General features: G+C 59.8%; 5 protein-coding genes and 1 pseudogene. All 6 read right to left on the reverse strand.

Annotation, left to right across the window (positions count from 1 at the left end; translation table 11 throughout):
- Position 1: 1 nt before the first annotated feature.
- The 6 genes and pseudogenes from HKK55_RS13935 to HKK55_RS13960 all read right to left on the reverse strand — a co-directional run bounded on the left by HKK55_RS13935 (position 2) and on the right by HKK55_RS13960 (position 15,639).
- Positions 2-424, reverse strand: coding sequence for a hypothetical protein (locus tag HKK55_RS13935; protein ID WP_336604613.1), 423 nt, complete (start codon positions 422-424; stop codon positions 2-4).
- Entirely contained in the window at positions 421-696 is a 276-nt protein-coding gene (locus HKK55_RS13940) for a hypothetical protein (RefSeq protein WP_169355217.1), read from the reverse strand. Before HKK55_RS13940 ends, HKK55_RS13935 begins: the two co-directional genes overlap by 4 nt.
- 50 nt (positions 697-746) lie before the next feature.
- On the reverse strand, positions 747-1,115 hold the full coding sequence (locus HKK55_RS13945) for a hypothetical protein (RefSeq protein ID WP_169355218.1): 369 nt from the start codon (positions 1,113-1,115) through the stop codon (positions 747-749).
- Positions 1,116-5,892 (reverse strand): annotated as a pseudogene (locus tag HKK55_RS13950) (DUF6531 domain-containing protein).
- Positions 5,893-6,071: 179 nt separating this feature from the next.
- Complete coding sequence (locus HKK55_RS13955) at positions 6,072-7,037, reverse strand: alpha/beta hydrolase (protein WP_169355219.1); 966 nt, start codon at positions 7,035-7,037, stop codon at positions 6,072-6,074.
- 58 nt (positions 7,038-7,095) lie between these two features.
- Positions 7,096-15,639 carry a non-ribosomal peptide synthetase gene (locus HKK55_RS13960; protein ID WP_237151351.1) on the reverse strand — a complete coding sequence of 2,848 codons (8,544 nt, stop codon included), beginning with the start codon at positions 15,637-15,639 and terminating at the stop codon, positions 7,096-7,098.
- Positions 15,640-15,648 lie beyond the last annotated feature (9 nt).

A 15,648-nucleotide genomic window follows, 5' to 3' on the forward strand; every position in this document is an offset into this window, starting at 1 on the left:
ATCACCAATCAGACTGGTCTTCCAGGCTGGCTTTTTGGAGGTCGTCTTTCCATCCCTCCTTAGTCAGTCTGTAGATATCTTCAAAAAAAGCACGCGGATTTTCCATTGTGTCCCAGCCTGAAGGTAACGTGCAGTAGGATTCCGGCTTTTGGATAAGGATCGTCGAAAAATCGTATGAGTCCTCCTGAAGCGCAGCGCTTAAGATATCAACTAGAGATTTGCGATGCCTATAATTCAAATCAGTACTTTTATCTATTATATAAGCATTGATCAGAGCCTCTCTATCGCCAGGCTTATTTATATCATATCTTTCAAGATCCTCCCCTAATGATTCCTCGCGATCATAAGTATCGAAAGGCCCCAGAAAATACTGAAGCTTTGGTTCGTAGTCAGTGCTCAGGAACGGATGCTTTAGCATTGTCATTTACTCACAGGGAATGCGGTATAAAGTTTTTTTGTTTCGCGATCGAATTTCACTATCGCGAAGTTCATATTTTCGTCGAGTATTGGATTGTTAGGGTCTTTTTTGTTGGGTATATATCCTCTACCGCAGCCTTGCATTTCAATCTTGAGGATAGGGTTGCCGAATTCATCCTCCCCATTGAATGGGTCAAGTTTACGTGCTTCTCGGGTCATAGCCTCGTTTAGAACGTGAAATTGCATCGTATAGCTTTTAAATTGCGAACTGAACTTCATGACATCCCCGATACTTAAATAGCAGATTTGAATATGGCTACTCAGTAATTTTAATTTTTTGATTCGTTCTGCATATCCTCGGCATGGTAACGAATAAGGCATCCGAGCAGAATGCGCATGAACTGCCTTTGATCAACTATTTCATCATCGAAGTAAGTATCAAAAAGATAAAATACCGAGTCAAAACTGTCGTTCACTTTTAGGAAGTGCTGAAGTGTATCTATATGCCATTGCCTTTCGTCGATCTTGTATGACAGGAATACAGGCTTGGTTAGCTTATCGAACAGTTCCGAAAGCTCTTTGTCATCGTTAATGTTTTTCGAGACAATGAAGGCTTCTCTTTCAACATCATCTATATTCTCTATGCAATAGGTGAATAGTAGGCTTCTGGTAATTGAGAGACTTGGTGAAAATTTCATTTAAAACTCCGTGTAAGCGGTAATGGGCTTTCCATTTTCGTCTAAAATCACTCTGGTTTTTGTTTGTTTTCCGTATTCAAATCCTTCTCTTTTGTATCCCTCTCCAATGATTTTTCTCATATCTATAGGCTTGCTAGACATCGATAGGTTAGTCAGCTTGAATATAAGTTGCGCGCGGTAAATCGCGTTTAGTTGGTCTCTGTGGCTTAGGAAGTGTGTAGCCGCGCTCGGTGGTCGAGGCTGCCCGGCCCTTCTCCCTCTATCAAATGTCTCAATTTCCTTGGTGGTTGGGTTTCTGGCACTCACTACTCGCTCGAGTTGAGACTCTAGCGATGTCTGGGCGCCGTGCTTTTCCAAGAAATGTGCCCCTGGAGTCGACCGTTCTAGCTCATCCAAACGACGGTAAGCGTTTGCTTCTGCAAGCTCATCAATTCTTGCTTGTCGTTCTGCTCGTGCCGTTTGCGGGAGAGCAGGCTCTCCATGATCAACACTTTTTGTTGGATCCTGAGCGGTCGCGCCCGGCTTACAAGCGTCACCTCCCGGACACGTATTCAACCCCAACGGATCCACCCACCCCGTCGGGTTGGGCACGTACTGGTATCCGTTCAGCCCACCCGCCAGTTTCACCGGGTCGGGGGTCAGGTAGGTAGCGATGGCGGTTGTAGTGCAGGCCACTTTCTTGATCGAAGTATTGACCCTGGAAGCGCAGCGGGTTGTTGACGGTGTTGATGTCGAGCCGAGCGATTTGGCCGTACGCGCGGTAGTGCGCGGACCAGACAATTTCGCCGTCGGGGTTCGTCAGTTCCTGAGGTGTGCCGAGGTGATCAAGTTGGTAGTGGAAGGGTTTTACGTTATCCGGCCCGAAGCCTTCCAGCAGTGCTAGCGGCCTAAAGCTATCGGGTTCGTAAACATAGCTGCGGTGCTGCCCGGCGCTGTGTTCGGTGATCAGCGTATCGCCTTGCCAGAAGAACTCGGTGGTCTTTCCCTCGACGGTTTTGCTAATACGCCGACCAAACGGGTCGTAGCAGTAGCTGGCGGTTTGGCCATCAGGTTGAATGATGCCGATCAGCCGATGCTGGCAGTCGTAGCGATATTCGGTGACCTGTTGCTGCGCACGTCCTCGCCGTTCGCGGATCAGGTTGCCGAAGGCGTCGTAGTCGTAATGCCGATCACCTTGTTTCAGCAGGCGATTGCCCACCACCACGGCGGGGCCGACACGGTCTTGCATCAGCAGGTTGCCCGCAGGGTCATGGGCGAAGCGTTCTTGCTGGTCTTGCGAGTGGTTGGCGCGGGTCAGGCGGTCCAGCGGGTCGTAGTGGTAGTCGTGCTGGCCTTTGCGGGTGTCGAGCAGGCGGCTCAGGTTGCCGCGTTTGTCGTAGTCGTATTGGCGACGGTAGTGGTGGTGTTCTTGTTGGGTTAAGGCATGGGCATGCAAGCGGCCTTGATCGTCGTAGTGGTAATGACTGAGCAGTTGGCCTTGCTGGCGCTGGTGTTCACGGCCTGACTTGAACAGGTGTGAGGTGAGGGTTTTGCCATTGAGTTCGACGGTGGCGAGGTGGCCGCCTTTGTCGCGCTGAAAGTCCAGGCGGTTGTTGTCCGGCAGGCGCAGGTGTTTGAGCTGGCCGCAGTGGTCGTAGCCATAGCGCAGCGTGCCCCAGCCCTGATGCTCGGCGGTGAGACGGCTCTGAAGGTCGTATTCGTAGTTGAGGGACCAGTGGCCGTCGTCGGCGCTGAGGAGATTGCCGAGGCGGTCGTAGGTGTAATCGACAGCGCTGCCGTCGGGCAGGGTTTTTCGTACCAGGCGACCGGCGTAGTCTCGCGCGTAGCCGGTAACTAACTGACTGCCGTCATCGCCGTATTCCGTTTTCTCCAGCAGATGGCCGTTGAGGTCGTAGGCGTAGGCCGTGCGCCGTCCGTCAAACCCGGTCTCCTGCTGGATCAGGCCATTGGCGTGATAGGCAAGTTGATAGGTTTCGCCGGCCTCGTTTTCGATCTGGGTCAGCAGCAACCGGGTGTTGTCGTAGCGGTACTTGAGCTGGGTGCCATCCGGGTTGATACGACGACTGATCAGGTGCAGCCCGTCTGCGTACTCGTAGTGTGTAACGCGGCCCAGCTCATCCCGTTCGGCAGTGATTTTTCCGTAGGGGTTGTAGCTGTAAGCGCGGGTGGCACCGCCCGGTAGCACCACCTGAATTAACCGCCCAACGTCGTCCCGTTGATATTGGGTCAGCGCGCCGTGTTCATCCTCACGGGCAATCTGGCGGCCGAGGTCGTCGTAGCGATAACGCCGCGTACTGCCGTTGGGTAACTTTTCCTCGACCAATTGGCCGAAGTCATTCCAGCTCAGGCGCTGGCAGCTGTGGTCCGGGTACCAGACTTCCGTCAGTTGACCGCGTTTGTTGTAGAGGTAGTCGGTAACAAATCCATCAGGATCCGTCTTGCGGGTGATATCGCCCTGATCATTACGCTGGTATTTCCAGACCGCTTCACCACGCCGCACAACCCGTACGAACCCGTTGTCATGCTCGTAAGACGTCGGCTCATCGTCCCCCGGAAACAGTGCAATCAAGCGTCCGGCTTCGTCGTACTGATACGCCGTCACCGTCCCCTGCGGGTCCTGCTCGACGGTCAGCCGGCCTTTGTCGTCGTAGGACTTGAAGTGCTGCGCGCCGTCCGGATCAATCCGCTGTACCAGCCGCGCGCGCTGGTCGTGGACGTAAACTTCCTGACTGCCGTCAGCGTTGTGGACGGTGACGCTGCCGTTGTCATCCCAGGCATAGCGCGTGTCCATTTGCGAAAAGCTGGCCCAGTGCCGGACGCACCTCGCCGCCTTGCCAGAGCGTTCCCACGTCCAAAAGAAACTCGCCCCACCAGCCAGTTCCCGTTCCAGGATTACCTGCTGATCGTCGTAGCGATACCGCTCGCTTTCGCCTACTGCATTGGTCGCTTCAAGCAACCGCCAGGCGTCGTCATAGCGGTAGGAAACAACGTTTTGTTCGGTAACCCAGACGAACTCCTGATCGCCTTCGGCGCGAAACACCTGATAGTCGACGGCGACGATATGGCTGCGGTCATAGCGCAACAGCAGTGCCCGGCCAGCACCGTTGTCCAGGCGTTGGATACGTCCTAGAACATCGCGGGAAATACGCAGGTGGTTGTCATACGCGTCGCTGATCGAGACCAGCAGCCCGTCGCGGAAATGGTAAAAACGCGAGGCTTGGGCCAATACCAGTTCATCTGGCAAAGCGCCCAGATAAATCGCCGCTTCGGCCAGGCTGTTGCTGATCGCTGGCCGTGAAACGGTGGGCAACGGAAACGTGGTGCTGCGGTTCTCGTGGTCGGTCCACACCACCGACTCACCATGCACCGACAAGCGATGAGCCAGCGAATGGCTCCAACCCAGCCCCAACCCGCAATCGATTTCCACAGCACTGGTGCGATACAGCCGTGTCCAGGCAAACGGTAAAAAACCGTCTAGCTCGCCATCGGTGAGGGTCAGCAGTTCCTCACCGGTGACCATCGATACCGGGCAGCCGTTAGTCGCGGTTTTATCGGCGCTGGCGCTCGCATCACCCTTTGGATTTTTCGAAGCAACCGGCACATCATCAACGTGCTCTTGCCTGACCAACGTCGTCCTGGGCTTCTTGTTAACCCGTACCAGCGGCACCGGGTTCGGCACTTCATGCACCCCGGCCTTCAGCGGCACACTCGGGACTACCTTGATCGGCGTCGCCGGGCTACTGAGCAGCAACGGCTTGACCCGTTCGGCATGCTGTTCCAGTCGAACTCCACCAAACTGCTTGGCGATCTGCTCCAGCCACTGCCGCGCACGCTGTGACTTGACCCTGCTCAGCACCTGGGTGCCCAGTCGTATCACCACCCCCATGCCGCCGGTGGCGCAGACCAGCAACAGGTTGATCAGCACTTCGGCACTGATTTCTCCGAGTAACTCGTTCATGTACGGCGGCGGCAGCATCCGCATCCAACTGACCATCGCCGACAGATAAACGAACAGCAGCGGCTCATCACTGAGCACCAGCAAACCAGTGGCAATCGCCTCGCTGCTCAGCGCCAGCAATTCATCCAGCTCAGCTTGGGAGAGGTATTGCAGCAACTTTTCGCTGTTGGGTTTGAGGTCCGCCAGCCACTCATACAACTGCGAAATGCTGTCCCAAAGGGCGTGCAGCGCCTTTTCAAACCCTTGTGCATAGGCCTGATGCAGCGTGATGTAACGCTCGAGAAAGTTGGCCTCGGAGTAGTGCTTCCACAGCGGTTCAAACGTGCTAACCCACTCACTGCGTAACCAGCCTTCCAACGGTTCGATCACCGACTGATAGGAGGCATACAGCGCCTTGACCTGCTCCTTGGAAACGTTGGGGTAAAAGCTCACCCGATACGGCTGGCCGCGAGTGCATTCGGTGACTTCAAGAATGCCGCTGGGGCCGATGGTTTTATGAATCGGCTCGCCGAGCGGACCACCCGTCGGATCGACCTTTTGCAGCATCACCGGCGTATTGCCGATGGGCACAAATCGCGCACTCTGGAACATATGCACCAGGGTCAACGAACCGCTGGCCGGGCACATCGCGACGGTGCTGCTGGGGAGGATGGAGCGGTTGATGGGCGCTACAAGCGCGACTTCATCGCCGACCTTGAACACCTGCTCGACATACAGCGCCGAGAAGCTCCAGAAGCTCTCGGCCCAACGCTCGTAGGTGTTAAGGCATTGCCGGAAATCGCCAAGAACGGACTCGACGTCACGTGTCTTCGAGTCCATGGCCGCCAGGACCATAAAGCCAATGGCGGAATTCAAGAGGTAGCCCCGTAGGACAGGGCATGAGTAGGAAAAAACATCGGCGGTCCCTCGCGCTGTGTGATCAGGCGAGAGACTTTGCAGAGGTTCTTAAGCGCGGGGAGTAGAGGTTATCTGGCGGCCAGGTAGGAGGTTTCGGCAAGTTACCTGCGGGCGTTCGCCACCAGCCACTGCAACGCCCGCCGATAAATATCATCCACCGACTCAACGATGCCGGACATACGCAAGAAGTCGTGGGACAAGCCGTGCTCCACCGTCAACAGCACCGGCGTACCGCTCAACTTCAGTGCCTCGGCATATGCCATTCCCTCATCGAACAACGGATCATATTCCGCCAGGCTGATATAGGCCGGCGCCTGCACGGCAGTTTGCCCACTCAGCAACGGTGAGGCACGCCAGTCCTGGCGCTCGACGGCAGACCCGGCGTAATGCTGGTAGAACCACTCCAAGGTTTCGGTCTCTAGTAAATAGCCTTCGGCATAGGTGCGATGGGAGGCGCGTTGCACGCTCATGTCGGTCACCGGGTAGAACAGCAACTGCGCCTGGGGTTTCAGGGCGATGTCCGCCGGATGATTGGCCGCTGTGATCGCCAGGACTGCCGCCAAGGTGGCCCCCGCACTGTCACCGGCCACCACCAGCCGTTGTGGGTCCAGATGCAACAGTTCGGCCTGTTCTTTCAAGGCTGCCACGCTGTCCAGGGCGTCATGCACCGCCGTAGGAAACGGGAATTCCGGCGCCAAACGATAGGCTGGCGCCAGTACCGCAAACTCGCCGCTCAATGCCAAGCGTCGGCACACCGAATCATGAGAGTCCAGACTGCCGACCACGTAGCCGCCACCGTGGAAGTAGAGGATGGTCGGCAGCACTTGATCGGCCGTCGACGCCAGCCGATAGAGACGCGCTTCCAACACGTCGCCATCGCGAGTCGCTAATTGCAGCGCCTGCACCTCGACGGCACCCGGTGGATTGGGGTCGAGGATTTGCGAGGAGCGTTCAAAATCGGCACGGGCCTGTGCAACGGGCAAGGTGTGCATAGGTTGGCTTTTGCCGGTCAGGCGACCAAATTCCGCCAGTTCCAGAAACGCCGACAAGTCGGGATGTACAGGCATGGGAGTATCCAATTCAAAAAGGGCAACTGGGCAGTGCCAGGTGGCACTGCCCGTTAGTTCAGCCGGCAACCGGCGCCGGTGTGTGCAGCCGCTGGTGCAACTGCTTGAGCAACTGCGGGTGCTTGATGATTGCGTAGTGATCGGCGGCGATACGCGCGCTCTCCTCCACCGTCAGTCCAGCCTCGCGAGCCTTGATCGACTCCACTGACAGCTCGCCGCGCCACCAGCACACAGCTTCGCTGGCAATCCTCGGCAACTCGACCTGGCGGCGAGACAAGGCCTTGAGCTTGAGGCCGACCTGGAAGGCCCGGGCCGACTCCTCCACACCAAAGGTCGCGCCTGAAGACGGGTAACTCGCGGCAAGCGCCGCAAACTGCTCGGTCAGTGCCGCCAGGTTCGGCTCGATCACCGGCAACTGGCTCTCAACAAACCCTGCATCGACCATCAACCCCAGGGTCTGGCTGAGGAACACCGGCAAGCCTTCGCGCCAATCGTCGTCCTCCAGCAGCGCCGAGGTCGCCGGAATAAAACTGTCTACCAGGCTGAGGAAACTGACCTGCTGGCCCTGCTTCTCCAATTCGCTGGCCACCAGCACCGCCAGAGCGCCGCCCAATGACCAGCCCAGCAGTCGGTACGGGCCTTGTGCCTGTTTTTGGCGGATGTATTGCGCGTAGTCGATGGCCATGGACGCCAGGGAGTCATCTTCCCAATCGCGGTCCAGCAGCATCCGGCATTGCAGGCCGTACACGCTGCACTGCCCGTCCAGTTGCCGGGCCAGGGGCTCATAGTCGAACACCGTGCCAAAGCCGGCGTGCAGGCAGAACAGCGGCGCAGTGCCCAGCACCTGGCTATTGAGCAACAGCAGCGGATCGAGATCGGCTTCCTGCTGTTCATCGAACCCGGACAATTGGGCGATGGTCGGCTTGGCCAGCATGTCCCGTAGCTTCAGTTCAAACCCTGGCATAGCCTGGCTGCGGACCTTGCTCAGGACCTTGAGGGTACGCAGCGAATCGCCGCCCAACTCAAAGAAGTTATCCGTGACGCCAACCTGCTCGATCTCCAGCACTTCTTGCCAGATGGTCGCCAGCATCTGCTCCAGTGGATTGCGCGGTGCGATGTAGACCTGACCCTTGAAGTCCGGATCCGGTAAAGCCTTGCGATCAACCTTGCCACTGGGATTCAACGGCATGGCCTGCAACGCCACGATCTGCGACGGCACCATGTAATCCGGCAACTGGCTGCCCAGGGCCTGGCGCAGGTGCTCGCTCAAGCCAGAATGGGCGTCGGCGACCACGTAACCGATCAACTGCTTGCCCGAGGCACTGTCTCGCGCTACCACCACGGCGTCGCGCACCGATGGCAGCGTGCGCAGGCGGGCTTCGATTTCACCCAGCTCGATGCGGAAACCGCGAATTTTCACTTGATGATCCAGACGGCCAAGGTAGTCGAACACCCCATCTGGACGGCGACGCACCAGGTCACCTGAGCGATACAAGCGCCCGCCCGTCTCGAACGGGCTGGCGACAAAGCGCTCGGCCGTCAGCCCGGCGCGCTGGTGATACCCTCGCGCCAGGCCTTCGCCACCGATATACAACTCGCCGGCCACGCCATCTGGCAGCGGGTTGAGCTGATCATCCAGCACGTACAAGGTGCGATTGCCCACCTGCACCCCAATCGGCGCATACACGGCCTCGCAGCGCTGGTCCAGGTCAGCGGTCCAGAGCAGTGGCGTGACCACGGTTTCGGTCGGCCCGTAGCCGTTGGTGATCCAGGTTGGACGCAAGGCGCGTTTGACCTGTTCAAAGGTCTCGTCGGCCACCGCGTCACCGCCAAAGCAATACACCCGCACCGCAGGCGGCGCTTCGTCCTGGCTTTCGGCGTAGTCGGCCAGTTGCTTGAGGTAGGCCGGCGGGAAACAGGCGATGTTGATGGCCTGGCGATGCAGCACCTGCCAGGTTTCTTCCGGGGTCCACAGGGTGTCGTCCCGCAGCACCAGACAACCGCCAGCCAGCAAAGTGGTCAGCCAACGTTCCTGTGCACCGTCGAAGGCGAAGGACATGAACAGCAACTCGCGGGTATCGCAGTCCATTTCATAGCGCCGGGCAATCGCCTGGCAATGCATATTCAACGGGCCACGGGGCACCGCCACGCCCTTGGGCTTGCCGGTGGAACCCGAGGTGTAAATCAGGTAGGCAAGATGATCGGCATCGATGTTCAGGCCTGGGCGGCTGTCGGGATAGGCCTGCAAGTCCAGGTGATCGATGTCCAGCACGTTGTCGATGGCGGGTAAACGCTCGCGCAACTCGTCACGGGTCACCAGCACAGCCATCGCCGAATCCTCGACGATCCATTCCAGGCGCTCGCGCGGATAGTCGATGTCCAGCGGCACATACACACCGCCGGCTTTGAGTACCGCATAGAGGGTAACGATCATGTCGGTGGAGCGATTCAACGCCACGCCGACCCGTACTTCCGGCCCCACGCCACGCTCACGCAATAGATGGGCGAAACGGTTGGCCTGTTGCTCAAGGGCACGGTAGCTCAGTTGTTGGTCGCCACAGATTACCGCCAGCGCCTCGGGCTGATGCTCGACATGGGCTTCGATTCGCTCCAGCAACGAAGGCGACGCAGGTTGCACAGCCTGCAACGGATTGCTTGCAACCAAGTGCTGGCGCTGCTCGGCAGTGAGCATGCACAGGCGGCCGGTGGAACCACCGGTGTCGTCCAGCATCGCTTCCAGCAAGGCTTCAAAGCTGCCGCGAATACGCGCCACGGCGTCTTGCGAGAAGCGGTTACGCAGGTACAGAAACTCGATGCCCAAGGTTTCGGTAAGGTTCACCGCCAAGTCCATGGCGTAGTTGGTCACATCGCGCCCGGTGGCCTCGCCGAACTGCAAGGCGCCCTGACGCATTTCCTGCAAGCGGTCATCCACCGGGTAGTTTTCAAACACGATGATGCTGTCGAACATCGCCCGCCCGCTTTGGCCGGCCCAACGCTGGATGTCGGCCAGGGACGCGTGTTCGTAGTCCCGCGCATCCAGGTTGAAGGCCTGCAATTGCGCCAGCCACTCGCCCAGGGGTTGATCCGGCCGTGGCGTCTGCACGATCGGCAAAGTGTTGATGAACAGCCCGAGGATCTCGTCAGCCTGGGGCAAACTGGCCGGGCGCCCGGCGACGGTGGCACCGAAGCACACCGTTTCCTGGCCGGTGTAGCGCTGCAACAGCAGCAGCCAGGCCGCCTGAATCAACGTGTTGGGCGTGACCCGCCAGTGTTGCGCCCGCTCACGCAGGCGGCGGGTGCGGGTTTCGTCCCACTTGAGATAGAGCGCGTCGTGGCCGCCGGGTTGGGTTTGCGGGCGCGGAAAGACGTTGCCGGCCAATTCGGTGGCGCCGTTCAAACCGCTGAGTTGGCCGCGCCAGAATGCTTCCAGGGCGGTGCTGCCCTGACGCTGCAACCAGGCGATGTAATCCTGGTAACGGCTCTGCTTCGCGGTGGCTTGGCCGTTGTAGGCATTGAACACTTCGCCCAACAACCGCGAGCTGCTCCAGCCGTCCATAAGGATGTGGTGGCGGGTCCAGATCAGGTGGCAGCGCGCATCGTCCAGCCACACCAGGGTGACTCGCATCAGCGGCGCCTGGAGCATGTCGAAGCCTTCGCGGCAATCGGCGCTGATCAGCTCGGCCAGGTCATCGAGGCCGACTTCACGCTGGCGCCAATCGACAATACGCACCGCCGACGGCGCCTGTTTGCTGACAATCTGCAACGGCTCGGCCAGCTCGCTGGCGGTCCAGAAACCGGTGCGCAGGATGTCGTGACACTGTTGCACTTGATCCCAAGCCGTTGCGAAGCGCTGCACGTCAAGGCCTTGCACCGGCACGCAGGTCTGGTTGATGTACAGGTCGCCCTCGCCCGCTTCCAGGCTGTGATACAGCATGCCTTGCTGCATCGGCGACAACGGGTAGATATCCAGCACGTTGCCGGCGGGCAGTGGCAGATCGTCGAGTTGGGCCCGAGTCAGGCGCGCCAGCGGGAAATCCGCCGGGGTCAGTCCACCGTTGCCGGGGGTGACGCAATGTTCAACCACGGCCTGCAATTCGCGGGCGTAGTCCTGGGCCAGGTGCTCGATGGCAGTGGCGTCGAACATCTCGCGACTGAAGGTCCAGCCGACACTCAACACGCCGCCGTACACCTGGCCGTTCAAGGTCAGCCAGTTACTCAGCGGTGCATCATCACTGCGCTCGCTGCCGCTGGCTTCGGTGGACGGTGAAAACAGCGCGCCCTGATTCTGATCGAAACTGCCGTCGAACTGGCCCAGGTAGTTGAAGGTGATGCATGGCAGTGGCTGCGTTCCCAACCGCTGCCGATCCTGCGGGCTGCCCAGGTAACGCAACGCACCAAAACCGATGCCTTTGTTGGGCACGGCACGCAGTTGTTCCTTGATGGTTTTGATACTGGCCTGCAAGGTCGTGCCGGGCGTCAGGCTGACCGGGAATTTGTTGGTGTACCAACCGACGGTGCGGGTCAGGTCCAGGTCGTCGAACAGGTCTTCACGGCCATGGCCTTCCAGCATCAGGCCCATGCTCGGCTGACCGGTCCAGCCGCAAATGACTCGGCTCAGGGCCGTCAGCAGCAGTTCATTGCTTTGTGTGCGATACGCCGCTGGGGCTTGTTGTAGTAATTGGCGGGTGGTGTGTGCATCCAGTGTGGTGGAGACTGTGACCGCTTCGCGCATCAAGGCCACCGGTACCTCACGGCGCCCCGGTAAATGCTGATGGGCCGGGCTCAGTTGCGCCTGCCAGTAGGCGACTTCCGCTTGCAAACCACCGTCCGCTGCCAGGGCATGCAGGCGCTCGCTCCAGTCCTTGAAGGCACTGGTCTTGGCCGGCAGGCGCAAGGGTTGAGTGTTGCTCGCGGCGTCGTAGGCGGTTTGCAGGTCTTCAAAGAGAATGCGCCAGGACACCCCGTCCACCACCAGGTGATGCACCACCAGCAACAGGCGCTGCTGGCCGTCGGGATGGTCCAGCAACACAGCGCGAAGCAGCGGGCCTTGGCTCAGGTCGAGGCTGGCCTGGGCACGTTGATAGATCTCCAGGCAGTGCGCTTCGCTTTGCGCGACCTCCTGCCAGAGCAGGGGATTGGTGTGTTCAGTCCCACGATGCTGAGCGGTCCAGCCGTCGGCACCTTCGACAAAACCCAGGCGCAGCGCATCATGATGAATGACCAGCGCCTGCAATGCTTGTTCAAGGGTCGCGGGCTCAAGGGCCCGGCTGGGCACCAGCAGTACCGACTGGTTCCAGTGATGACGCTCGGGAATCGGCGTGTCGAAAAACATCTGCTGAATCGGCAACAGGCGCAGCTCGCCGCTGACCGGTCCCTGATCGGCCTGGCTGGCTGCCTCGCCCATCTGCGCGACACTGGCCAGGCCTTGCACAGTCTGGTGTTCGAACAGGTCGCGAGGGGTGAAACGAATGCCTGCCTGACGGGCGCGGCTGACCACCTGGATCGAGATGATCGAGTCGCCGCCCAGTTCAAAGAAGTTGTCCTGAGCGCCAATCGGTTCGCGCCGCAGGACGTCTTCCCAGATGGCCGCGATACGTTGCGCCAACTCGCCCTGCGGCGCCAGGTACGCAGGTACCACATCCGCGCCCGGCGCTGGCAGCGCTTTGCGGTCGAGTTTGCCGTTAGCGGTCAGCGGCAACTGGTCCAACACCTGCAAATGGCTTGGTATCAGGTAGGCCGGCAAGCGCTCACGCAGTTGTGCCAGCAAGGCTGGGGCCTGTTCGGTAGTCACGACGTAAGCCCACAACTGCGGGCCGCTCCCTACCACTACTGCTGCATCCAGCACGTTAGGCAGGCTGCGCAAACAGGCCGCGACTTCGCCCGGTTCAACGCGGAAACCGCGAATTTTCACTTGGTCGTCGATACGTCCCAGGTACTCAAAAGCTTCTTCTACCAGGCGCACGCCGTCGCCACTGCGATACAGCCGCTCGCCACGGGTGGAAAAAGGATCGGGTACAAAGCGCTCAGCCGTGAGGCCCGGCTGATGCAGGTAACCCGTAGCGAGGCCAGCGCCACCGATATACAGCTGCCCGGCCGTTTCAGCACCGAGGCGTTGGAGGCTGGCGTCCAGCACTTCAACCCGGCTGTTGGCCAACGGCACGCCCAGAGGCAAACGCCCGTCGGTTTCCAACACAGTGGCGAGCACGCCCACGGTGGTTTCGGTCGGGCCGTAGTGGTTCATGATCCGGCACTGCGGCGCCAGTTGTTGCACACGTTCGCGCAGGCTTGGCGGGCAGGCTTCACCGCCGAGGATCAGCAGCTTTTTCGGCAGCACGCTGGCCGCATCGTCGGCGCTGAGCAAGGCATTGAGGTGCGAGGGCACGATCTTCAGTACATCCACCACCTGGGCGGTCATGTACTGCGCCATGCCGTTGGCGTCCATCGCCAAATCCTGGGCGATCAGGTACAGCGTGCGCCCGGAACACAGGGCGCCAAACAGCATGGTGTGGCCCAGGTCAGCGGCCACGGTGGAGATCATCGCCATGCTGCTGCCGCAGTCTTCAGGCAAGCGTTGCAACAGGCCCTGAACATAATTGGCCAATGCGCCATGGCTGATCATCACGCCCTTGGCCGCACCGGTGGAGCCGGAGGTGTAGATGACGTAGGCGGTTTGCCCCGCCAACAGCGGCGCGGGTACCGAAACCTCAGGCGCCGCTGCCTGAGTATCATTGATGCACAGCACGGCGATTTCATCGCTCAGTTGCAAACCCGGCAGCTGGCGGGAGTCGGTCAACAGCAACGCGGCCCGACTGTCGTGCAACAGCTCGCGTAAGCGTTGGGCGGCGGTGTCCGGTGCCAGCGGCAAATACCCCGCGCCGACCTTGAACGCAGCCAGGATCGCCACCGCTAATTCCACCGAGCGCTCCAGCACCACGCCCACCAGCGCATTCGGCCCTACTCCGGCCTGACGCATGCGGTCGGCCAGACGCTCGGCTTCCAGGTCCAGTTGCCGATAGCTCAAGCTACGCTCGCCATCCACCACGGCCAGCACGTAGGGCACCCGCGCCACCTGCTGGGCAAACAGCTCAAGCACATTGTTCACGGCAAATTCGCGATGTTCGCCAGTGCCCGCCAGCACCACACGCTGTTGATCCAGGGCCGTCACCACCGGCAGGTCTTCAATGCGCAGCTGTGCATTCAGCGCAATCGCCTCCAGCACTCGCTGCCACTGGCTGGCCAGTTGTTCAAGGGTGGTGACGTCGAACACCTCGCTGCCATAGATGAAACTGGCATCAATGCCATTGGCATGCTCAAGGGTGTTGAGGGTCAGGTCGAACTTGGCGCTGCACACCTCGCTCACCACAGGCTCCACGCTCAGGCCGTCCGCCAGCGAGCGCACCTGGCTCGGTGCATCGTGCTGATGGTTGAACATTACCTGGAACAGCGGCGAATGACTCAGGCTGCGCTCCGGCTGCAAAGCGTCCACCAGTTGCTCGAACGGCAGGTCCTGGAAGGTCTGGGCCTTGAGCGCGGTGTCGCGCATCTGCAGCAGCAAATCACTGAAGCGCTGCTCGCCGCTGACCTGGCCCTTGAGCACTTGGGTGTTGACGAAAAAGCCGATCAGGCGCTCGGTTTCAATCCGGGTACGGTTGGCCACTGGCACGCCGACACGGATGTCATCCAGCCCGCTGAGGCGATGCAATAGCGCCTGGAAACTCGCTAGCAACAACACAAACAGGGTCACGCCTTCACGCGTTGCCAATGCCTTGAGCTGCTCGCTCAAGGCACCGCCCAGGGTCAGGTTCAGGCTCGCGCCTTGATGGCTGCGCTGTGGCCCGGGCACACGTTGCCCCGGCAGTTGCAGCTTGACCGGCGTCTCGGCCAGGTGCTCGACCCAATACGCCAATTGCCGCTCGCGCTCGCCATTGTCCATCCACTGGCGTTGCCAGGCGGCGTAGTCGGCGTACTGCACCGGCAAGTCCGGCAACACCGGCGACTGACCCTGACTGAAGGCGGCATAGCCCTGGAGCAATTCGTCGACCATGACCCCCATGGACCAGGCATCGGAGACGATGTGGTGCTGGGTCAGGGCCAATACCCAGTCGTCATCGGCCACCTGCAACAACGCCAGGCGCAGCAGTGGCCCACTGGCCAGGTCGAATGGCGTGGCGGCCTGGATCGCGACAAACGCGTCGATACTGCGTTGGGACTCACCCGCTGGGCATGACACCACGTCCAGCGGCACCTCAAGCTGCGGGACGATCACCTGGGACACTCGCCCCTGTTCATCCTCGGCAAACAACGTGCGCAGGGTTTCATGGCGCGCCACCAGCGCCGCCACACTGCGGCGCAGGGCGTCGATATCCAGCGCCCCGCGCAAACGAATCGCCAGGGGAATGTTATAGGCCGGGCTCTGCGGGTCCATCTTCCACAGAAACCACTGGCGTTGCTGAGCGTAGGACAGCAGTAGCGGCTCGTCCGGGTCGCGGGTAAACATCGGGGCAATCCCAAACAGGTTGATGCCCTTTTGCTTGAGCAGGACCGCCAGCGCTTTCCTTTGTTTGGAGGACAGCGCTCCCACAGACTCAATTAACTTTTGCACGCCAGGTCC

This window comes from Pseudomonas sp. ADAK18 (assembly GCF_012935695.1).
Classification (GTDB): domain Bacteria; phylum Pseudomonadota; class Gammaproteobacteria; order Pseudomonadales; family Pseudomonadaceae; genus Aquipseudomonas.